The organism is Arthrobacter sp. MAHUQ-56 (genome assembly GCF_019710585.1).
Lineage (GTDB): Bacteria > Actinomycetota > Actinomycetes > Actinomycetales > Micrococcaceae > Arthrobacter.
In genome coordinates, this window is the sequence record NZ_JAIFZQ010000026.1 from 20,492 (window position 1) to 40,967 (window position 20,476).

The 20,476-nt window shown below is 66.3% G+C and carries 18 protein-coding genes and 1 tRNA gene; 16 read left to right on the forward strand and 3 right to left on the reverse strand.

The features are described from left to right. Positions 1-110 precede the first annotated feature (110 nt). The 10 genes from K4G53_RS20115 (at position 111) to K4G53_RS20160 (ending at position 9,712) form a co-directional block, all read left to right on the forward strand. Positions 111-1,457, forward strand: a complete 1,347-nt coding sequence (locus K4G53_RS20115; protein WP_221387462.1) for a cation:dicarboxylate symporter family transporter — start codon at positions 111-113, stop codon at positions 1,455-1,457. A 231-nt stretch (positions 1,458-1,688) separates the two neighbouring features. Then, positions 1,689-2,588 (forward strand): ParA family protein, encoded by a 900-nt coding sequence (locus tag K4G53_RS20120; RefSeq protein WP_221387463.1) that lies wholly within the window; start codon positions 1,689-1,691, stop codon positions 2,586-2,588. A gap of 7 nt (positions 2,589-2,595) precedes the next feature. Continuing rightward, positions 2,596-3,411: a ScpA family protein gene (locus K4G53_RS20125; protein ID WP_221387464.1), complete on the forward strand. Its 816-nt coding sequence runs from the start codon at positions 2,596-2,598 to the stop codon at positions 3,409-3,411. A gap of 14 nt (positions 3,412-3,425) precedes the next feature. After that, on the forward strand, positions 3,426-4,067 hold the full coding sequence (locus tag K4G53_RS20130; RefSeq protein WP_221387647.1) for an SMC-Scp complex subunit ScpB: 642 nt from the start codon (positions 3,426-3,428) through the stop codon (positions 4,065-4,067). Positions 4,068-4,177: 110 nt separating this feature from the next. Beyond that, positions 4,178-5,380 (forward strand): pseudouridine synthase, encoded by a 1,203-nt coding sequence (locus K4G53_RS20135; protein WP_221387465.1) that lies wholly within the window; start codon positions 4,178-4,180, stop codon positions 5,378-5,380. A gap of 3 nt (positions 5,381-5,383) precedes the next feature. Further along, entirely contained in the window at positions 5,384-6,493 is a 1,110-nt protein-coding gene (locus K4G53_RS20140; RefSeq protein ID WP_221387466.1) for a prephenate dehydrogenase, read from the forward strand. Further along, positions 6,493-7,206, forward strand: a complete 714-nt coding sequence (gene cmk / locus K4G53_RS20145) for a (d)CMP kinase (protein WP_221387467.1) — start codon at positions 6,493-6,495, stop codon at positions 7,204-7,206. Before K4G53_RS20140 ends, cmk begins: the two co-directional genes overlap by 1 nt. Then, entirely contained in the window at positions 7,199-7,915 is a 717-nt protein-coding gene (locus K4G53_RS20150; RefSeq protein WP_221387468.1) for a 1-acyl-sn-glycerol-3-phosphate acyltransferase, read from the forward strand. The genes cmk and K4G53_RS20150 overlap by 8 nt, the downstream gene beginning before the upstream one ends. A 10-nt stretch (positions 7,916-7,925) precedes the next feature. Next, a complete protein-coding gene (der, locus tag K4G53_RS20155; protein ID WP_221387469.1) occupies positions 7,926-9,476 on the forward strand; it encodes a ribosome biogenesis GTPase Der in 1,551 nt (516 codons plus the stop codon). 159 nt (positions 9,477-9,635) lie between these two features. Further along, a tRNA-Pro gene (locus K4G53_RS20160) sits at positions 9,636-9,712 on the forward strand. Between the two features lie 73 nt (positions 9,713-9,785). Here the strand turns inward: K4G53_RS20160 and K4G53_RS20165 are convergent. Continuing rightward, positions 9,786-10,655, reverse strand: coding sequence for an Fpg/Nei family DNA glycosylase (locus K4G53_RS20165; RefSeq protein WP_221387470.1), 870 nt, complete (start codon positions 10,653-10,655; stop codon positions 9,786-9,788). A gap of 166 nt (positions 10,656-10,821) precedes the next feature. Here K4G53_RS20165 and gcvH point away from each other — a divergent pair, with 166 nt between their 5' ends. The 5 genes from gcvH to K4G53_RS20190 all read left to right on the forward strand — a co-directional run bounded on the left by gcvH (position 10,822) and on the right by K4G53_RS20190 (position 13,905). Continuing rightward, positions 10,822-11,208: a glycine cleavage system protein GcvH gene (gene gcvH, locus K4G53_RS20170; protein WP_221387471.1), complete on the forward strand. Its 387-nt coding sequence runs from the start codon at positions 10,822-10,824 to the stop codon at positions 11,206-11,208. A 154-nt stretch (positions 11,209-11,362) separates the two neighbouring features. Beyond that, complete coding sequence (locus K4G53_RS20175) at positions 11,363-11,839, forward strand: FHA domain-containing protein (protein WP_221387472.1); 477 nt, start codon at positions 11,363-11,365, stop codon at positions 11,837-11,839. Between the two features lie 23 nt (positions 11,840-11,862). After that, positions 11,863-12,579 (forward strand): MerR family transcriptional regulator, encoded by a 717-nt coding sequence (locus K4G53_RS20180; RefSeq protein WP_221387473.1) that lies wholly within the window; start codon positions 11,863-11,865, stop codon positions 12,577-12,579. Further along, entirely contained in the window at positions 12,579-13,082 is a 504-nt protein-coding gene (locus tag K4G53_RS20185; protein ID WP_221387474.1) for a bifunctional nuclease family protein, read from the forward strand. The genes K4G53_RS20180 and K4G53_RS20185 overlap by 1 nt, the downstream gene beginning before the upstream one ends. 229 nt (positions 13,083-13,311) lie before the next feature. Continuing rightward, positions 13,312-13,905 carry a MerR family transcriptional regulator gene (locus K4G53_RS20190; RefSeq protein WP_018763528.1) on the forward strand — a complete coding sequence of 198 codons (594 nt, stop codon included), beginning with the start codon at positions 13,312-13,314 and terminating at the stop codon, positions 13,903-13,905. Positions 13,906-13,983: 78 nt separating this feature from the next. On the opposite strand, the gene K4G53_RS20195 is transcribed toward K4G53_RS20190, so the two are convergent. After that, complete coding sequence (locus K4G53_RS20195; RefSeq protein WP_221387475.1) at positions 13,984-14,802, reverse strand: ParA family protein; 819 nt, start codon at positions 14,800-14,802, stop codon at positions 13,984-13,986. Between the two features lie 302 nt (positions 14,803-15,104). On the opposite strand from K4G53_RS20195, the gene K4G53_RS20200 reads away from it, so the two are divergent. Continuing rightward, positions 15,105-18,503 (forward strand): pyruvate carboxylase, encoded by a 3,399-nt coding sequence (locus K4G53_RS20200; RefSeq protein ID WP_221387476.1) that lies wholly within the window; start codon positions 15,105-15,107, stop codon positions 18,501-18,503. Between the two features lie 76 nt (positions 18,504-18,579). Here K4G53_RS20200 and K4G53_RS20205 read toward each other — a convergent pair whose 3' ends face one another. Beyond that, positions 18,580-20,388, reverse strand: a complete 1,809-nt coding sequence (locus K4G53_RS20205) for a long-chain fatty acid--CoA ligase (RefSeq protein WP_221387477.1) — start codon at positions 20,386-20,388, stop codon at positions 18,580-18,582. Positions 20,389-20,476 lie beyond the last annotated feature (88 nt).

Genomic DNA, 20,476 nt, shown 5'->3' on the forward strand with positions numbered 1-20,476 from the left:
CGGTGAGCTGGATCACGGGGTGCCCAATGATGGATATCACATCGCAAGGACGTGTTGAGCCCAGAGACTGCGCCGCAGCGTCTATCAGAATATCCACAAGGAGACACATCATGGCTTCTCAACGAGGAGAGTCGCCCGAGACCGCGACGCCGCGGCGCAAGGGACTGGACAAGTCGCATTACCTCTACATTGCCGTTATCGCCGCCGTCATCCTCGGCGCAGTGGTGGGCCTGCTCTTCCCCGAGGTGGGCAAGTCCCTGAAGCCCCTCGGAGACGGCTTCATCAAGCTCATCAAGATGATGATCGCGCCAGTCATCTTCTGCACCATCGTCCTGGGCATCGGCTCCATCGCCAAGGCCGCCACCGTCGGCAAGGTGGGTGGACTGGCGCTGGGCTACTTCATCATCATGTCCACCTTCGCGCTGGCCATCGGCCTGGTGGTGGGCAACCTCATCCACCCCGGTGAAGGATTGAAGCTGACACCCTACGACCCCAACAAGAAGGCAGCCACGGACAGCACCGTCGACTTCCTGCTGGGCATCATCCCGGGTGACGTCCCCGTACTGCCCACCCTGCTTGCCGCCATCCTGGTTGGCTTCGCGCTCCAGAAGATGGGCGCCCAGGGCGCGCCGATCCTGAAGGCCATCGGCCACGGCCAGGCGCTGGTGTTCCGCATCCTCATCATGATCATGTGGCTCGCTCCGGTGGGCGCCTTTGGCGCCATCGCCGCTGTCGTCGGGGCAACCGGCGTCCAGGCGATCGTGAGCATGTTCACCCTGATGATTGCCTTCTACATCACCTGCGCCCTGTTCATCGTGGTCATCCTCGGCGGCCTCCTGCAGGTGGTGGCAGGCGTGAACATCTTCAAGCTGATGAAGTACCTGGCCCGCGAGTACCTCCTCATCTTCTCCACCTCGTCCTCCGAGGCCGCCCTGCCGCGCCTCATCGCCAAGATGGAACACCTTGGTGTCTCCAAGCCCGTCGTCGGCGTCACCGTTCCCACCGGCTACTCGTTCAACCTGGACGGCACGGCCATCTACCTGACCATGGCCTCCCTCTTCGTGGCCAACGCCATGGGAACCCCGCTGGACCTTGGTGCCCAGATCTCCCTGCTGGTCTTCATGATCATCGCCTCCAAGGGCGCCGCCGGTGTCACCGGCGCCGGCCTGGCCACCCTCGCGGCAGGCCTGCAGGCCCACAAGCCGGAGCTGCTGGGCGGCGTGGGCATGATCGTCGGCATCGACCGCTTCATGTCCGAAGCCCGCGCCCTGACCAACTTCACCGGCAACGCCGTTGCCACGGTCCTGATCGGCACCTGGGTCAAGGAAATCGACGGCGGCCAGGTGGGCCGCGTACTGTCCGGCCAGGAGCCGTTCGACGAAGCCACCATGCTGGCCCACCACCACGGCGAGATGGCACCGAAGGAAGAAGGCGCCCGCGAGGCAGCCAAGGCCTAGCCTTCGGCAGTACCATCGCGAAAAACCGCCCCCGCAGCCGTGCTGCGGGGGCGGTTTTCTGCATGCCAAGGGACAACCTTCGACCTCAACTAGAGGGTCAAGGCTCAACATCCGCGGAAAGTCAAGTTCCCTCGAATACCGTGTCGGGCGCTGTAACCTTGGGAGCAAGAACGAACGGCGCTGGCGAGCCAGCGGCAGGAAATCACCGTCATCGAAAGTGTGGACAGATACGTGAGCAGCGAACAGGGTTCGGCAACTCTGGAAGGCACGGAATTCGACCTGGATAACGCGGTGATGGGCCCCACGGGACGGCCACTGCGCGAGTTCCCCGAACCCGCGCCGCTGTCCTCCCATGGCCCGGCCCGCGTCATCGCCATGGTCAACCAGAAGGGCGGGGTCGGCAAGACCACGTCCACCATCAACCTTGCCGCGGCGCTCGCCGAGTATGGCCGCCGCGTCCTCCTGGTGGATTTCGATCCCCAGGGTGCGCTGTCGGCAGGGCTGGGCGTGAACCCGCACGAACTGGACCTCACCGTGTACAACGTCCTGATGGACCGCAAGGTGGACATCCGGGAAGCGATCCACCAGACCGGCGTGGAGAACGTCCACCTGCTGCCGGCCAACATCGACCTCTCCGCGGCGGAAGTGCAGCTGGTCAACGAGGTGGCCCGGGAGCAGGTCCTGGACCGTGCCCTCAAGAAGGTCGAGGACGACTACGACGTCGTCCTGATCGACTGCCAGCCCTCCCTGGGCCTGCTGACGGTCAACGCCCTCACGGCCGCCCATGGCGTCATCATCCCGTTGATCTGCGAGTTCTTCGCCCTCCGCGCCGTGGCACTGCTGGTGGAGACCATCGACAAAGTCCAGGACCGGCTCAACCCGCGGCTGCAGGTCGACGGCGTGCTGGCCACCATGTATGACGCACGGACGCTGCACAGCCGGGAGGTCATCACCCGCCTGGTTGAGGCCTTCGGCGAGAAGGTATTCGAGACAGTCATCAAGCGCTCCATCAAGTTCGCCGATGCCACCGTCGCCGCGGAGCCCATCACCAGCTATGCCGGCAACCACGTGGGCGCGGACGCCTACCGCCGCCTGGCCAAGGAGCTGATTTCCCGCGGCGGCGCACCCTAGCCACGCCGTGGCCGATCCCAAACCCGGCTTCGAGGTGCGGCTGGCCAACTTCACGGGCCCGTTCGACCTTCTCCTCGGACTGATCGCCAAGCACCAGCTGGACATCACGGAAGTGGCCATTGCCACCGTGACGGATGAATTCATCAAATACATCCGCAAGCTGCAGGATCTCGGCGAGGAATGGGCACTGGACGAGGCAAGCGAGTTCCTCGTGATCGCAGCCACACTGCTCGACCTCAAGGCGGCCCGGCTCCTTCCGGCCGGTGAAGTGGAGGACGATGAGGACATCGCCCTGCTGGAGGCCCGGGACCTCCTCTTCGCCCGCCTGCTCCAATACAAGGCCTTCAAGCAGGTGGCCGCCCTCCTCGGCGAAACCCTGCAGCAGGAAGGCCGGCGTTTCCCGCGGCAGGTGGGGCTGGAGGAGCATTTCGCCGCGATGCTGCCCGAGCTGGTCTGGAAACACACGCCGGACCAGTTCGCCGCCCTCGCCGAAGCGGCACTTCGGCCCAAGGCGCCGGCAGAACCTCCGCAGGTGGCCCTCGGCCACCTGCACGGCAGCAACGTCAGCGTCAAGGAGCAGGCAGAGATACTGGGGCTGCGGCTCCAACGGGAGTCGCCGCTTTCCTTCCGGTCGCTGATCGCCGACGCCGGTTCCCCCCTGGTAGTGGTGGCGAGGTTCCTGGCCCTGCTGGAGCTGTTCCGCGACCGGGTGGTGTCCTTTGACCAGCTCTCGCCGCTGGCGGAGCTGGCCATCCATTGGACCGCCGGGGACCGGGACTGGTCCGCAGAAAACGTGAGCGAAGAGTACGAGGAGCAACCGTGAATCCGGAACCGGAAATGGAAGCAGAGAATGATCCGGACTTCCTGCGGCGTCCCGGTGGCGCCAAGGCCGCGATCGAAGCAGTCCTGATGGTCCTGGACGAACCTGCCACGGAGGAGGAACTGGCCGCTGGGGTGGGGCTGACCGTGGGGGAGGTGCGGTCGCTGCTGGCAGAACTCCAGCGTGAGTACAGCGGCTATACTGTTAGTGCCCCGGATATGGAAGACGACAGCCCAGCTGGCTTCGGTTCCAGCCCCCGGGGTTTTGAATTGCGGAACATCGCCGGTGGCTGGCGGATCTACTCACGCGCAGAGTTTGCCGACGTCGTTGGCAAGTACGTGCTCGAGGGGCAGACCGCCAGGCTCACCCAGGCGGCATTGGAAACGCTGGCAGTTATTGCATACCGCCAGCCCGTTTCCCGGGCCAGGGTGTCTGCAATTCGCGGAGTCAATGTCGATTCTGTCGTACGGACACTGGCCCAGCGCGGGCTGATCGAGGACGCGGGACCGGATCCCGAGTCTGGCGCGCTCCTGTACCGGACCACCTCGTACTTCCTCGAGCGGATGGGGATTGGTTCGGTGGAGGACCTGCCTCAATTGTCGCCGCATTTGCCGGGGCTCGAGGGGATCCCGGAGTTCTACGACGCCGACACCATGTAGGCAGGAAGTTCCTGCCTGCGCGAATATTTTTATCAGGGCAGACTAAATCTGCGCGGCTGGCTAGGGTTGTCTTTGGACATCGTGCCGGCCAATACCTTGAAGGACGGGTCATGACACAGGCGGGACGCCAGGGTTCACCACGTAACGGTTCGGGACGCAGCGGCAAGGAACGCGGTTCCCAGCAGCGCAGCCCACAGGGCGGAAATTTCAGCGGGGGATCCCGCAGCGGCGCGGGCAAGCGCGCCTCCGGATTCGGCGGCGACCGGCCGCACCGCGCGCCCAAGCCGCGCGAGGAACGCTTCGTTGACCCCGATCTCGGTGGCCAGCCCGCACACGGAACGGAGGCCTCCAAGCCGGCCAAGCCGTCGTCGCGCAAGCCCGCAGCCCGCAAGCCCGGCGCCAAGAAGGCGCCCGGAACCCCCGGCGCGCCCAAGCCCAAGCCGCGCACCGGTGCCCCCGGCGCGGCAGCCTCCCGTGCCTTCGGCAGTGAACGCTTCGGCCAGAACCTGGGCCCGGTCCGCAAGCCCGGACGGAAGAAGAGCCCGCGCGGCAACGTTCCCCAGTCCGAACTCCATGATGCCGACGGCGTTCGCCTCCAGAAGGTGATGGCCTCGGCGGGAGTCGCGTCCCGGCGCGTCTGCGAGGAAATGATTGCCGAAGGCCGCGTGGAGGTGGACGGCCAGGTGGTCACCGAACTCGGCGTCCGCGTGGACCCCAAGACCGCGGTGATCCACGTCGACGGGCTGCGGATCCAGCTGGACGAAAACCTGGTCTACATGGTGTTCAACAAGCCCAAGGGCGTTGTTTCCACCATGGAGGACCCCGAGGGCCGCCCCTGCATCAGCGACTTCCTCAAGAGCAACAAGAACACCGGCGAACGGCTTTTCCACGTGGGCCGCCTGGACGTCGCCACCGAAGGCCTGCTGCTGCTGACCAATGACGGCGAACTGGCCAACCGGCTCACCCACCCGTCCTACGAGGTTCCCAAGACCTACCTGGTCCAGGTCCGTGGGCCGTTCCCGCAGGGCATCGGTGCGCAGTTGAAGGCAGGCGTTGAACTCGAGGATGGCATGGCTGCCGTCGACTCCTTCCGGCTGGTGGACTCCACGCCCGGACATGTCCTGATCGAGGTCGTGCTCCACTCTGGCAAGAACCGCATCGTCCGCCGCCTCTTCGACGCCGTCGGCTTCCCGGTCCAGCGGCTGGTCAGGGTCAAGGTCGGTCCCATCGGCCTGGGAGACCAGCGCCAGGGCAGCATCCGCAACCTGGGCAAGCAGGAAGTCGGGCATCTGCTGGCATCCGTAGGACTCTGACCAATGTCGGCATTCCACAGCCACGGCCGCGGACACCTGAGCGGACCGGTGGTGGTCATCGGAACGGGACTGCTGGGCACCAGCATCGGGCTGGGCCTGCGCGGCCGCGGCGTCCCGGTGTTCCTCTCCGACCCCTCACCGACCAACCAGGCAGTGGCCGTTGATATCGGGGCGGGGCGCCCCCTGGCCGAACTGGGCGATGCCACGCCTGAGCTGGTGGTCGTCGCGGCGCCGCCGGACGTCACCGCCCACGTGGTGCACCAGGCCCTGGAGACATACCCCGAAGCGGTAGTGGTGGACATCGCCAGCGTCAAGGCCGGCATCCAGTCCAGGCTCCGCAACGTGGGGGCCGACCTGTCCCGCTACGTCGGAACCCACCCCATGGCGGGGCGGGAAAAGTCCGGCCCGGTGGCAGCGCGCGGCGAACTGTTCACCTCCATGCCCTGGGTAGTCTGCCCCTCGGAGGAGACATCGGCGCATGCCCTGCAGGTGGCACGGTCGCTGGCCTCCGACCTGGGCGCCGTTGTTTCCCAGTTCACGGCCGACGAACATGACGAAGCCGTCGCCCTGGTCTCGCACCTGCCGCAGGTGATGGCATCGCTGCTGGCAAGCCGGTTGCAGGGTACGCCGCTGCACGCGCTGTCCCTCGCCGGCAACGGTCTGCGGGACACCACCAGGATCGCCGCCAGCGATCCCACCCTGTGGGTGCAGATCCTGGGCGGGAACGCTGCCAAGGTGGTCGAAATCCTCTACGGCGTCCGCGAGGACCTGAACCGGCTGATCGGAACACTGGAACACCCCACCGCGCCCGGAGCGCGGCTGGACCTTGCCCAGCTGATCAGCGAGGGCAACGCCGGCCAGGCGCGGATTCCGGGCAAGCACGGCGGACCGCCGCAGGCGTACTCATGGCTTACCGTGCTCGTGGACGACAGGCCCGGGCAGATCGCTCAGCTGCTCACCGAAATAGGTGAAATCGGCGTGAATGTTGAAGACCTCCGCCTGGACCATTCGTCCGGGCAGAACGTGGGCATGGTGGAATTGTCAGTGTTGCCCAACAAGCACGACCACCTGATCGAAGCACTTAACGACCGCGGATGGCGGGTACTCCAGTAATGACACAGGAACTTCTCGACACACTGCCCGCGCTCCGCGTCGGACGGCCACTGGTGGTTGCCATCGACGGGCCATCCGGCTCCGGCAAGTCCAGCGTCAGCAAGGAAGTGGCCCGCAGGCTGCGGCTCGCCTACCTGGACACGGGTGCAATGTACCGCGCCCTCACGTGGCACTGCGTCACCAACGGCATCGACCTCGAGGATGGCGCGGCGGTGGAGCAGGCTTCCCGGGACCTGGTCCTGGAACTGAGCACCAGCCCCAATGAGGAATTCGTTCGGGTGGACGGGGTGGACGTCACCGACGCCATCCGCGAACCCGCCATCTCCTCGGCCGTCAGCTCCGTCGCCACCACCCTCGGCGCCCGGACCGAACTCATCCGGCGCCAGCGCGAGCTGATCGAAAAGCACCACCGCCGCATGGTGGTGGAAGGCAGGGACATCACTACCGTCGTCGCGCCCGGCGCCGAGGTGCGGATGCTCCTGACCGCCAGCGAGGAAGCGCGCCTGCGGCGCCGGGGCATCCAGCTGGGCGGAACGCAGAATGCCGAGCAACTCGCGGCGCAGGTCACCCGCCGGGATGCCAGGGATTCCACCGTGGTCAACTTCACGCAGGCCGCGTCCGGCGTGGTGACGCTGGACTCCTCCGACCTCGACTTCGAACAGACCGTGGACGCCGCCCTCGTGATAGTGACCAAGGTCCTCAACCGTGACTGACGGGAGGGCTGGCGTGCCGTCCGGCCTGACCCTGGCATGGAGCAGGCCCGTGGGCTGGATCCTGGACCATCTGGTCTACCGGACCTCGGTGACGGGCAAGAGCCACGTCCCCACCGGGGGACCGGTGATCTTCGCGGCCAACCACATCAGTTTCCTCGATGGCCCCGTGATGTTCGGGGCGGCGCCGCGGCCCATGCACATCCTGGTCAAACAGGAAATGTTCAAGGGCTTCCTGGGGCGCGTGCTGACAGCGTCCGGCCAACTTCCGGTGGACCGAAGCGGGGACCGTGCCGCGCTGCAGCGCTGCAGGGAAGTGCTCGACGCCGGCCGGTGCGTGGGGATTCTCCCTGAAGGAACGCGGGGGAGCGGCGCGGCCGCGGACATCAACGGCGGCGTGGCTTGGCTCGCGCTGAACTCAGGGGCGCCGGTGGTGCCGGTCGCCATCCTGGGCACCCGGACCGGCCATGAGCACCTCGACTCAGTGCCGCGGCCGGGGCGGCGGTTCTACGTCAGCTTCGGTGGGGCCCTCACCCTGTCCCGCCGGGCCGGCGAAAGCGGCCGTGCTTCAATGGACAGGGCGGCGCAGGAGATCCGGGCAGCGCTCGCGGGGCACGTCCAGGACACCGTACAACTCAGCGGGCAGCCCCTGCCCTTCGCTGAACATCAAGACTTGACAGCAGTAGCCGGGACGCCGGCAGATGACCACTAAGGACAGTGCAATGAGCGACACCACCCAGACTTCGGGATATCCCGGCGCGGACGACGACGAATACACTCCCAGCGGCGCCGACCAGGTTGCAGAACGGCTGGCAGCCATCGACGACGACGAAGCGGAGCTGCGCGCGGCCTCCCTCCGGGCCGGGCTGGAGGACTACGACCTCGATGAGGACGACGCCGCCCTGCTGAGCGGAGAGTACGGCGACGAGGAGTTCGAAGGCCCCGTCAAACTGGACCCCGTGCTGGCCATCATCGGCCGGCCGAACGTGGGGAAGTCGACCCTGGTGAACCGCATCCTGGGCCGCCGCGAAGCCGTGGTGGAGGACACCCCCGGGGTCACCCGTGACCGCGTCATGTACTCGGCCAACTGGAACGGCCGCAACTTCACGCTGGTGGACACCGGCGGCTGGGAACACGACGCCCGCGGCATCCACGCCCGCGTGGCCGAGCAGGCTGAGATGGCCGTGGAGCTCGCTGACGCCGTGCTCTTTGTGGTGGACTCGGCCGTCGGGGCAACCGCCACGGACGAAGCCGTGATGAAGATGCTGCGCCGCAGCAAGAAGCCGGTCATCCTGGTCGCCAACAAGGTGGACGACTTCGCGCAGGAAGCGGACTCGGCCGTCCTCTGGGGCCTCGGCTTCGGCGAGCCGTACCCTGTTTCGGCGCTGCACGGCCGCGGCGTGGCCGACCTGCTGGACAAGGTCATGGACGTGCTGCCGGAATTTTCCACCATCGAGGGCACTGACCGTTCCGGCGGACCGCGACGCATCGCCCTGATCGGCCGCCCGAACGTGGGCAAGTCCTCGCTGCTGAACAAGCTGGCCGGCTCCGAGCGCGTGGTGGTGGACAACACCGCCGGCACCACCCGTGACCCGGTGGACGAGTTCATCGAACTCGGCGGCCGTACCTGGCGCTTCGTTGACACGGCAGGCATCCGCCGCCGCCAACACATGGCGCAGGGCGCCGACTACTACGCCTCGCTGCGGACCCAGGCCGCCCTCGAAAAGGCGGAGGTCGCCGTCGTGCTCCTCGCTGTGGACGAGGTCCTGAGCGAGCAGGACGTCCGTATCCTGCAGCTCGCCATCGAGTCCGGCAGGGCGCTCGTCCTGGCCTTCAACAAATGGGACCTGCTCGACGACGAACGGCGCCGCTACCTCGAACGTGAGATCGAGCAGGACCTGGCCCACGTGGACTGGGCTCCGCGCGTGAACATTTCGGCAAAGACGGGCTGGCACAAGGACAGGCTGGTTCCCGCCCTGGACCTGGCCCTGGAGAACTGGGACAAGCGCATCGCCACCGGACGCCTCAACGCCTTCCTGGGCGAGCTCGTGGCCGCGCACCCGCACCCGGTCCGCGGCGGCAAGCAGCCGCGCATCCTCTTCGGCACGCAGGCCTCCAGCCGCCCGCCGAAGTTCGTGCTGTTCACCACCGGGTTCCTGGACCCGGGGTACCGCCGGTTCATCACCCGCCGGCTGCGTGAGACCTTCGGCTTCGAAGGCACGCCCATCGAGGTCAGCATGCGCGTGCGGGAAAAGCGCGGCCGGAAGCGCTGATCCCGGTGTTGTCTTCGACACGTTGGGACTGAAATCCGGAAAGTGTCATTCGCACCGCTCCGGATCGTGTAAGCTCTTCTAGGTGGTTCGGCCGGACTGCTGATGGAAATCCTCGGAGGAATCCCTGGGTGGAAGTTCAGCGGAGAACGGCGGAACCAGCGGGCTGTAGCGCAGCTTGGTAGCGCACTTGACTGGGGGTCAAGGGGTCGCAGGTTCAAATCCTGTCAGCCCGACCAAAAGCGGAAGGCGCCGGAGAACATCTCCGGCGCCTTCCGCTTTTGTGGTTGCGTTACTGTTTGCGCGGGTTTCCTACTTCAGGAACTTCGAAGTCCTGCGGTCAGCCAGGATCTTGCCCTTGGTCTGGCAGGTGGGACAGTACTGCAGGGCCGTGTCCGCGAAGGAGACTTCCCGTACCGTGTCGCCGCAGACGGGGCAGGGCTGGCCTGTACGGGCGTGCACCCGCATATGGCTGCGTTTCACATCCTTGAGGTCCTTGGGCGGCTTGCCCGCCGCCTCTGCCAGGGCTTCGCCCAGCACGCTGTGGATCGCGTCGTACAGCACCTGGACCGTCTCCCGGTCAAGGGACTTTGCAGTGGCGAAGGGGGAGATCCGGGCCGCGTGCAGGATTTCGTCACTGTAGGCATTCCCAATGCCGGCGATGACACTCTGGCTGCGCAGGAGGCCCTTGATCTGTTGTGAACTGCCGGCCAGGATCTCAGCCAGCATCTCGGCGTCGAACGCCTCGGTAAAAGGATCGGGGCCCAGCGTGGCGATGCCCGGCACCTCCTGCGGATCCCGCACCACGTAGACCGCCAGGCTCTTTTTGGTGCCTGCTTCCGTCAGGTCAAGGCCCCGCGGCCCCTCCGGGCCGGAGAACGCGCAGCGGACCGCGATGAGGCCCTTGCCCATCCGGAGCTGGCTGTCCGCAGGGGACTCGGTGAACCGCACCCAGCCCGCCCGCGCCAGGTGGAACACCAGGGAAACGCCGTCGGTGTCGATGCTGATGAACTTTCCGAACCTCCGGACACCGGACACCGTCCGGCCCTCAACCGCGGTGAAGGGCGGGTCGGCCGTCTTGAGCACGGCGAAGGAGGTGATCTGCAGTTTCGTCACCGTGCAGCCCCGCAGCTGTGCGTCAAGGAACGCGGCCAGGCCGGCGACTTCAGGCAGTTCCGGCATGGCCTACCTGCCCTGTCCCAAAGATGCTGCACCTGCGCTTGCACTCATGGGTCCCATCTTGTCAGAAACCCGGGTGGTGGCCGGGGCACTTGTGCCTATACTTTCAGCGGCGGCCCGATCACCGGGGGCCGCCGTGACGTTGGTGTACCCCGATGAAAGGCCCCCCATGAGCAACATTCCCGAAGACCTGTCCTACACCGCCGAACATGAGTGGGTGTCGGCCCCCAATGCCGACGGCGTGGTCCGGGTGGGAATCACCGACTTCGCCCAGGATGCGCTTGGAGATGTTGTCTACGCCCAGATGCCCGAGGCCGGCACGAAGATTACGGCAAACGAAGTCGTGGGCGAGGTGGAGTCGACCAAGAGCGTCAGCGACATCTACGCACCCGTCAGTGGCGAAGTAGTGGCCCGCAACGACTCCCTGGACACTGATTCGGCCCTGATCAACACCGATCCATACGGTGACGGCTGGCTCATCGAGGTCAAACTGGCCGAACCTGACGCCGTTGAGTCGTTGCTCAGTGCATCGGAGTACGAACAACAGGTAGGCTAAAGCTAACCGGTATTTCCGGTCCGGCCCCGCGTCGCAGGCAGGACGTCTTCGCACGTCAGCGGCCGGATGGGGGAGCCGGGGCCGGACCTGCCAGGGCCGGAGCGTAAACGTTGGCTGCAGGCCTGGAACCTGCAGCGTCGAAGAGGAGGAATCCATGGCTGGCCACACACACAACCCTGCCGATGGGGATTACGGCGCGGGTGCGGCTAAGGCGTCGGAGACCACCTCGATCCATCTCACCCCGGTCACCGATGAACCCACTATCGCGCCGAAGCTGTCCTTCGATGAGCGCAACTCGGTTGAGGCCCTGCCGGCCGGTTCTGCGCTGCTCGTGGCGCACAGCGGCCCGAACGCCGGCGCCCGCTTCCTGCTCGACTCGGACGTGACCACGGCAGGCCGGCACCCTGACGCGGACATCTTCCTGGATGACGTGACGGTTTCCCGCCGCCACGTCGAGTTCCACCGCACCGCCCGCAGCTTCGAGGTCGTTGACAAAAACAGCCTCAACGGCACTTACGTCAACCACGACCGTGTGGACCGGGTGGAGCTGAAGTCCGGCAGCGAAGTCCAGATCGGCAAGTTCCGCCTCACCTTCTACCTGAGCCCTGCCACAGCTGCAGGCCGCGGCTGATCCGGGGACCGCTGCCTGTGGCAATGGCACAACCGGAACGCCGGGGCCCCCAGGTCCTGAACATCGGCGAAGTCCTCGCCCAGCTCAGCGCGGACTTCCCCGGCATGACAGCGTCGAAAATCCGGTTCCTGGAAGAGAAGGGCCTGATCAATCCGCGGCGCACGCCGGCGGGTTACCGGCAGTATTCCGACGGAGACGTCGAGCGGCTACGCTTCGTGCTTGCCCTGCAGCGCGACCAATACCTGCCCCTGAAGGTCATCAAGGACTACCTTGATGCCATCGACAGGGGAGAGCGGCCGGATAACCTGCCGCCCGGCGTCGTGGTTTCCCCGCGCATCGTTTCGGACGAGCTCGCCGCTGAGCTGCAGAACCGTGGGCGAAAGCTGACCGAGGAACAGTTGCGGACGGAATCCGGTGCCAGCGTGCCCCTGCTCCAGTCGCTCCTGAGCTTCGGACTCATCAGCCACAGCAACGGCCAGTTCGATGAACACGCCCTGCAGGTGGCGCGCGCGTGCGTCCAATTGGAAAGCCACGGCCTGGAGCCGCGGCACCTTCGCCCTTTCCAGGCGGCGGCCGAACGGGAATTCGGCCTGGTGGAACGAGCCGTGGCACCGCTTGCCTCGCGCAAGGACGCGGCATCGCAGGCACGGGCAGCCGAGGCTGCCCGTGAAATCAGCGACCTCTGCCTCACCCTGCACAGGGCCCTGGTGCAGGACCACATCTCACGCATGGACATCTGATGATTGAAGTCGAGATCGTAGGCGTTCGCATCGAACTGCCCTCCAACCAGCCCCTGGTCCTGCTCAAGGAGATGCATGGGGAACGCCACGTCCCCATTTGGATCGGCACCCCCGAGGCCAGCGCCATCGCCCTCGCCCAGCAGGGCGTGGTCCCGCCCCGGCCGATGACCCACGACCTCCTCGTCGACGTCGTGGAGTCCCTTGGCCACTCCGTTGTCAGCGTGAACATCGTTGCCGTGGAGGACAACATCTTTTACGGGCAGCTGCAGTTCGAAAACGGAACCACAGTGAGCTCCCGCGCTTCCGATGCCCTAGCCATCGCGCTTCGCGCCAAATGCCGGATCTGGTGTGCCGACGCCGTGATGGATGAGGCCGGGGTCCGCATCACCGAACACGATGAGGGAGAAGACGCCGAGCCCGGCCCCACGGTGGACGAGGAGCGCGAACTGCGCCGCTTCCGGGAGTTCCTCGACGACGTCGAGCCCGAGGATTTCGACGGCTAGGTCACGTTAAGGTTAAAGTCGAGGCTCAAAGTTTCGACACGCCCCTTCGAAGGGCCCAACATCTTTGACCTCGGGGGCCGCCGGGCCTAACGTCGAAGTATCAAGTTCCCTTGCCTACGGCAGCCGCGCAAGTCACACTGGAAAGTGCGCCCCGCGAGAATCACACGCATGGTCTTCATGCCAAGTCTGCTGCACTGGTTATCGGGAGCGTACGACAAGGAGGATCCACGTGAGTCCCAAAGGCGAAGCAGGCGGGCTGAAGCAGCCCACGGCTGGTGTTGCTGTGCCCGTGAGCGGTGCCCAGGGCCTCCTGTTTACCGAGGACCTCCCGGTGCTGGATGAGGACGCCGGCTACCGAGGGCCCACGGCCTGCAAGGCCGCGGGCATTACTTATCGCCAGCTCGACTACTGGGCGCGGACCGGGCTGGTGGAGCCGGCTGTCCGTGGCGCGGCAGGATCGGGGTCGCAGCGACTGTACGGCTTCCGCGACATCCTTGTCCTGAAAGTGGTCAAGCGGCTCCTGGACACCGGAGTTTCCCTGCAGCAGATCCGCACCGCCGTAGAGCACCTGCGTGAACGCGGGGTGGAGGACCTGGCCCAGATTACCCTGATGAGCGACGGCGCCAGCGTCTACGAATGCACGTCTGCCGACGAGGTTATCGACCTCGTGCAGGGCGGACAGGGCGTCTTCGGCATTGCGGTGGGCCGCGTGTGGCGGGAAGTGGAAGGCAGCCTCGCCTCCCTGCCCAGCGAGCACGCCGCCGAGCAGTCCTTCCCCGACGACGAACTCAGCAAGCGCCGCGCCGCACGCAAGATCAGCTAAGACCTTAGGAACAGCAGAAGGGGCCGCTCTCCGGATGGAGGGCGGCCCCTTCTGTGCCGGTACTTGCGGGTGGCCGTCTTACCGGGTGCGACTCCGCAGCCCGCTGCCTGCCGACATCAGGTTGGCCAGCAGGTCGTCGAACAGTCCGGCAGCGGATTTGGCGGAGTCGCCGGGCCAGTGGTGGACCGGGTGTGCTGCGCCCTGGATCTGCTGCCAGTTGGCCTGTTCCGGGATCCGCGGGCTGAGCAGGAGTTCGCCGAACATGGATTCCATCTCGGCCAGGCGGTACGTGTGCTCCGACGAGCCGGACCGGACCCGGTTGGCCACGATCCCGGCGGGGGAGAGATTTGGTGCGAACTCCTGCTTGAACAGCTGGATGGCCCGCATGGTCCGCTCCGTGCCGGCCACGGAGAACAGCCCGGGCTCGGCCACCAGTGCCACCTTGTCACTGGCTGCCCACGCCATGCGTGTCAGGCCGTTCAGCGACGGCGGGCAGTCCACCAGGACCAGCTGGTAGGCGTCGGTGCCAGCCAGGACCGCGGAAAGCCTGCGGAGGTCGCGGCGGCCCAGGTCCGGCCGGTCGTAGATGCCCGTGAAGGCGGAGCCGACGGCGACATCCAGCACCGCAGGCCCCGAGCCGTTGGTGCGGGCCCGGTCCGTCCAGGAGCTGCGCACGACGTTCTCGGCAAGTTTCGCGCGGCGGGGGTTCTTCAGCATCCGGCCGATATCCAGCTGGTCGCCCGGCTGGACGCCGAGGGCGGTGGTGGCGTCGGCGTGCGGATCAAGGTCCACCACCAGCGTGTGGATTCCCGCGGCCAGCGCCGCAGACGCCAATCCCGTGGTGACGGAAGTCTTGCCGACTCCACCCTTAAGGCTGCTGATGCTGACTACTTGCACTTGAGAGACCAAAACCTAACGCCGGAAGCAGTGTTGGGAGTAATGTTTGCTGCGGCAGAGCCGAAGCCGGACGGTCCTGCCGCCCTACTCATCATATGTTGATGCGTCGGCGAATCCTGCTTAATCGGACGTCGGCACGGCACCGACTGTGCTGCCGGGGCGGATTCCGCCAGCCAGGCTGTAAGCGTTCGTGACATGACGGGGAAATCTGTGATGGTTGACACAAAGATTTGTGTTTGTCCTTGTAGGTCCTAGACACTGTGACCACTCACCGATCCACCCAGCAATGATGCAGGAGAAGTATGTTTTCCAAAGTTCTGGTGGCCAACCGCGGCGAAATCGCGATCAGGGCCTTCCGCGCCAGCTACGAGCTGGGCGCCAAGACTGTTGCCGTCTTCCCCAATGAGGACAGGAACTCGATCCACCGCCAGAAAGCGGATGAAGCGTACCTGATCGGCGAGGAAGGGCATCCTGTCCGGGCCTACCTGGATGTGGATGAAGTGATCCGGGTGGCCAAGGAGTCCGGCGCCGACGCCATCTACCCGGGCTACGGCTTCCTTTCAGAGAACCCCGGGCTGGCACGTGCCGCGAAGGAAGCCGGCATCACTTTCGTCGGCCCGCCCGCCGAAGTCCTGGAGCTTGCCGGCAACAAGGTGGCTGCGCTGAAGGCAGCCCGCGAAGCCGGCGTACCGGTGCTGAAGTCCAGCGAACCGTCCAAGGACCTGGACGAACTGCTGGCTGCCGCGGATGAGATCGGCTTCCCCATCTTCGCCAAAGCCGTCGCCGGCGGCGGCGGGCGCGGCATGCGCCGGGTGGACACCCGGGAAGCCCTGCCCGAGGCCTTGAAGTCGGCCATGCGTGAAGCCGACGCCGCATTCGGTGACCCCACCATGTTCCTGGAGCAGGCTGTCCTGCGTCCCCGGCACATCGAAGTACAGATCCTGGCCGACGCCGAGGGCAATGTCATGCACCTCTTCGAGCGTGACTGCTCCATCCAGCGCCGCCACCAAAAGGTCATCGAGATTGCCCCGGCGCCCAACCTGGACGAGGGCATCCGACAGGCCCTCTACCGGGACGCCGTCAAGTTCGCCCAGGCCCTGAACTACGTCAACGCCGGCACCGTGGAGTTCCTCGTGGACACCGAAGGCGAGCGGGCCGGCCAGCACGTCTTCATCGAAATGAACCCCCGCATCCAGGTGGAACACACGGTGACCGAGGAAGTCACGGACGTGGACCTTGTCCAGGCCCAGATGCGGATCGCCTCCGGTGAGACCCTCGCCGACCTTGGCCTCTCCCAGGACGCGGTCAAGCTGCGCGGTGCCGCCCTGCAGAGCCGCATCACCACCGAGGACCCGGCCAACGGCTTCCGCCCGGACGTCGGAAAGATCACCGGCTACCGCTCCGCCGGTGGCGCCGGGGTAAGGCTCGACGGCGGCACCGTCTACTCGGGTGCCGAAATCAGCCCGCACTTCGACTCCATGCTGGTCAAACTGACCTGCCGTGGCAGGGACTACCCGTCCGCCGTCGCGCGTGCCCGCCGTGCCTTGGCCGAATTCCGCATCCGTGGTGTCTCCACGAACATCCCCTTCCTGCAGGCCGTGCTGGATGACCCCGACTTCATCGCCGGCGACGTCGCGACCAACTTCATCGACCAGCGCCCGCAGCTGCTCAAGGCCCGTGTCTCCGCCGACCGCGGCACCAAGCTGCTCACCTGGCTGGCCGACGTCACCGTCAACAAGCCGAACGGCGAGCTGACGGTCCACTCGAACCCCGCGGACAAGCTTCCCTCGTTCAAGGGCCTGCAGGCGGCGCCCGGATCGCGCCAGAAGCTCCTCGAGCTGGGCCCGGAAGGGTTTGCCAAGGCGCTCCGGGAGCAGAATGCAGTCGCCGTTACGGACACCACCTTCCGCGACGCGCACCAGTCGCTGCTGGCAACCCGCGTCCGCACCCGCGACCTCGTGGCCGCCGGCCCCGCTGTCACGCACCTGCTGCCTGAACTGCTGTCGGTTGAAGCGTGGGGCGGTGCCACCTACGACGTCGCGCTGCGCTTCCTGGGCGAAGACCCCTGGGACCGGCTCGCCGCGCTGCGCCAGGCCATGCCGAACGTCTGCATCCAGATGCTGCTGCGCGGCCGCAACACCGTGGGTTACACGCCGTACCCCGAGGAAGTCACCGAAGCCTTCGTCAACGAGGCAGCGGCAACCGGTATCGATATCTTCCGCATCTTCGATGCCCTGAATGACGTCAGCCAAATGGCGCCGGCCATCCGCGCCGTCCGCGCAACCGGCACCGCCGTCGCCGAAGTCGCCCTCTGCTACACCGGCGACCTGCTGGATCCGGCCGAAAAGCTGTACACCCTGGACTACTACCTGGACCTGGCGCAGAAGATCGTTGACGCCGGCGCCCACATCCTGGCGATCAAGGACATGGCCGGCCTGCTTCGGCCTGCCGCGGCGGCCAGGCTTGTCACCGCGCTGCGGGAACGCTTCGACCTGCCCGTGCACCTGCACACCCACGACACCGCCGGTGGCCAGCTGGCCACCCTGCTGGCCGCCGTCGACGCCGGCGTGGACGCCGTGGACGTCGCCTCCGCGTCGCTTGCCGGCACCACCAGCCAGGTGTCGGCGTCGGCCCTGGTGGCAGCGCTGGCCCACACACCCCGTGACACGGGCCTGAGCCTGGACGCCGTCAGTTCGCTCGAACCGTACTGGGAAGCGGTGCGCCGCGTGTACGCGCCGTTCGAGTCGGGCCTGCCTGGACCCACCGGCCGTGTGTACAAGCACGAAATCCCCGGCGGCCAGCTCTCAAACCTCCGCCAGCAGGCCATGGCGCTGGGACTGGGGGAGCGGTTCGAGGCCATCGAGGACATGTACACGGCTGCCGACCGGATCCTGGGCCACCTGGTGAAGGTGACGCCGTCCTCCAAGGTGGTGGGTGACCTCGCCCTGCACCTGGTGGGCCTCAACGCCGACCCGGCCGACTTCGAAGCGAACCCGCAGAACTACGACATCCCCGACTCCGTGATCGGCTTCCTGTCCGGCGAGCTGGGTGACCCTCCGGGAGGCTGGCCCGAGCCCTTCCGCACCAAGGCCCTGCAGGGCAGGAGCGTGAAGGTCCGCGACGTCGAGCTCAGCGCGGAGGACAGCGCTGCGCTGAAGTCCGACTCGAAGACCCGCCAGCACACGCTGAACCGGCTCCTCTTCGACGGGCCCACCAAGGATTACCTGAAGAGCGTGGAGACCTACGGCAACATCTCCGTTCTCGACACCCGCGACTACCTGTACGGCCTGCAGCGCGGCACCGAGCACGAAATCCAGCTGGAGCGCGGCGTCCGGCTGATTGCGTCCCTGGAAGCCGTCTCGGAGCCGGATGAGAAGGGCATGCGCACGGTCATGTGCACCCTCAACGGGCAGTCCCGTCCGGTGGTGGTCCGCGACCGTTCCGTGGTCAGCAACGTCAAGACCGCCGAGAAGGCCGATCCGTCGCAGCCGGGCCACGTGGCCGCACCCTTCGCGGGCGCCGTCACCGTGACGGTCAAGCCGGGGGAGACGGTCAAGGCCGGCGACACCGTGGCCACCATCGAGGCAATGAAGATGGAGGCATCCATTACGACGCCGGTGGGCGGCAAGGTCAGCCGCCTCGCCATTTTATCGGTGGAGCAGGTGCAGGGCGGAGACCTGCTGCTGGTCATCGAACAGTAGGCAGGGACGAACCACGGCAACAGCAAGGGGCCGCTCCGTTCGGAGCGGCCCCTTGGCGTTGCTGGAGCGGGGAGCGTCAGGCGCGGGGCGCCGAGTACATGTCCTCGATGACGTTTTCGAAGTCCTTCATCACCTGGGCGCGCTTGACCTTCATGGAGGGGGTCAGGTGCCCCGAGGCTTCGGTGAAGTCGGCTGCCACGATCCGGAAGGACTTGATGGCCTCGGCCTGGGACACGGAGCTGTTGGCGGCGGTGATCAGGTCCTGCACAGCGGCCTTCACCACCGGGTTGTCTGCCGCGGCTTCCAGGGACTTGTCCGCCGGGAGTCCGTGCCGCTGGAGCCAGCCGGGCAAGGCCTCCTGGTCCAGGGTGACCAACGCCCCGATGAAGGGCCGGTTGTCGCCCACCACCAGCACCTGCGAAACCAGGGCATCGGCCCGGATCTGGTCCTCGAGCAGGGCGGGGATGACGTTCTTGCCGCCCGCGGTGACGATGATCTCCTTCTTCCGGCCGGTGATCCAGACGAAGCCGTCTTCGTCCAGCCTGCCGATGTCGCCCGTGCGGAACCATCCGTCCGCAAACGCTTCCGCCGTCAGGTCCTCGCGCTGGTAGTACCCCCGCATGACGCAGGCTCCCTTGGCAAGGATCTCGCCGTCTTCGGCAATCTTCACGGCGTTGCCGGGCAACGGTTTGCCCACGGATCCGATCTTGATCCGTGACGGGGTGTTGACCGTGATGGGAGCGGTGGTTTCCGTGAGGCCGTAGCCCTCGAGCACCTGCAGGCCGATGCCCTGGAAGAAGTGGCCGAGCCGTTCGCCGAGCGGGCCTCCGCCGGACACCGCATGGGCCACGTGTCCGCCCATGGCAGCACGCAGCTTCCCGTAGACCAGCTTGTCGAACAGGGCATGCCGCAGTTTCAGGCCAAGGCCCACCCGGCCTTCCTGGCGGGCCTTCGAGAAGGCGATGGCCGTTTCCGCGGCCCGGTGGAAGATGGCGCCCTTGCCGCCGTCCTCGGCCTTGGTCAGTGCGGAGTTGTAGACCTTTTCGAAGACCCGGGGCACGGCCAGGATGAACGTGGGCTCGTAGCTTTGCAGGTCCGCCAGGAGGTTCTTAATGTCCGGGGTGTGCGCCACCGTGGTTCCGGCTGCCATCGCCAGGACGGAAATGAAGCGTGCAAACACGTGGGCCAGGGGAAGGAACATGATGGTCTTGGCGTTCTCGTGGACGATCTCGCCGATGATGGCCAGGGCGTTGTCCGAGAGTTCGACGAAGTTGCCGTGGGTCAGTTCGCACCCTTTGGGCCGTCCCGTGGTACCGGACGTGTAGATGATGGTGGCGACGTCCCGAAGGCCCGCCGCACTGCGCCGCGCCTCGAGTTCATCGTCGCTGACGCCGCGGCCCGCCTCACGGAGCGCATCCAGGCCCTGCCCCTCAAGCTGCCAGACGTGCTGCAGGGCGGTGAGGCCCTCGGCATTCACTGCCTGCCGGATGACGTTTTCGTGGTGGGCGGACTCGCCGAAGGCGGCCACGGCACCGGAATCCCCGAGGTTCCAGGCGACCTGGGAGGGGGAGGAGGTTTCATAGATGGGAACCGAAACGGCGCCCGCGAACCAAATGGCGAAATCCACCAGGGCCCACTCGTAGCGGGTACGCGACATGATGCCCACCCGGTCACCGGCCCCCACGCCGCTGGCGATGAGCCCCTTAGCCAGTGCCCGGACGTCGGCCAGGAAATCGGTGGCGCGGACGTCCTCCCATGACCCTGCGGAGGTCCGGCGCGAAAAGAGCGCGGGGTTGCTGGGCTTGGCTGCCTGCCGCAGCACCAGGTCCGTGATGTTGGTTTCCAGTGGGACAACAACAAGAGGCGGAACACTGAATTCGCGCACTATAGCTCCTTTGATATCCGAGGTCCCACGCCGGGGCATGCCTAAAGACTAATACCCACGGCCGGACTGTGCAGTACCTAAACCTACT

Excerpts from the sequence above, each read along its gene's own strand:
- gcvH (WP_221387471.1), top strand. The coding sequence starts at position 10,822 with ATGAGCAACATTCCCGAAGACCTGTCCTACACCGCCGAACATGAGTGG.
- K4G53_RS20185 (WP_221387474.1), top strand. The coding sequence starts at position 12,579 with ATGATTGAAGTCGAGATCGTAGGCGTTCGCATCGAACTGCCCTCCAAC.
- K4G53_RS20140 (WP_221387466.1), top strand. The coding sequence starts at position 5,384 with ATGTCGGCATTCCACAGCCACGGCCGCGGACACCTGAGCGGACCGGTG.
- K4G53_RS20135 (WP_221387465.1), top strand. The coding sequence starts at position 4,178 with ATGACACAGGCGGGACGCCAGGGTTCACCACGTAACGGTTCGGGACGC.
- K4G53_RS20200 (WP_221387476.1), top strand. The coding sequence starts at position 15,105 with ATGTTTTCCAAAGTTCTGGTGGCCAACCGCGGCGAAATCGCGATCAGG.
- K4G53_RS20175 (WP_221387472.1), top strand. The coding sequence starts at position 11,363 with ATGGCTGGCCACACACACAACCCTGCCGATGGGGATTACGGCGCGGGT.
- K4G53_RS20130 (WP_221387647.1), top strand. The coding sequence starts at position 3,426 with ATGGAAGCAGAGAATGATCCGGACTTCCTGCGGCGTCCCGGTGGCGCC.
- cmk (WP_221387467.1), top strand. The coding sequence starts at position 6,493 with ATGACACAGGAACTTCTCGACACACTGCCCGCGCTCCGCGTCGGACGG.
- K4G53_RS20115 (WP_221387462.1), top strand. The coding sequence starts at position 111 with ATGGCTTCTCAACGAGGAGAGTCGCCCGAGACCGCGACGCCGCGGCGC.
- K4G53_RS20165 (WP_221387470.1), bottom strand. The coding sequence starts at position 10,655 with ATGCCGGAACTGCCTGAAGTCGCCGGCCTGGCCGCGTTCCTTGACGCA.
- der (WP_221387469.1), top strand. The coding sequence starts at position 7,926 with ATGAGCGACACCACCCAGACTTCGGGATATCCCGGCGCGGACGACGAC.
- K4G53_RS20180 (WP_221387473.1), top strand. The coding sequence starts at position 11,863 with ATGGCACAACCGGAACGCCGGGGCCCCCAGGTCCTGAACATCGGCGAA.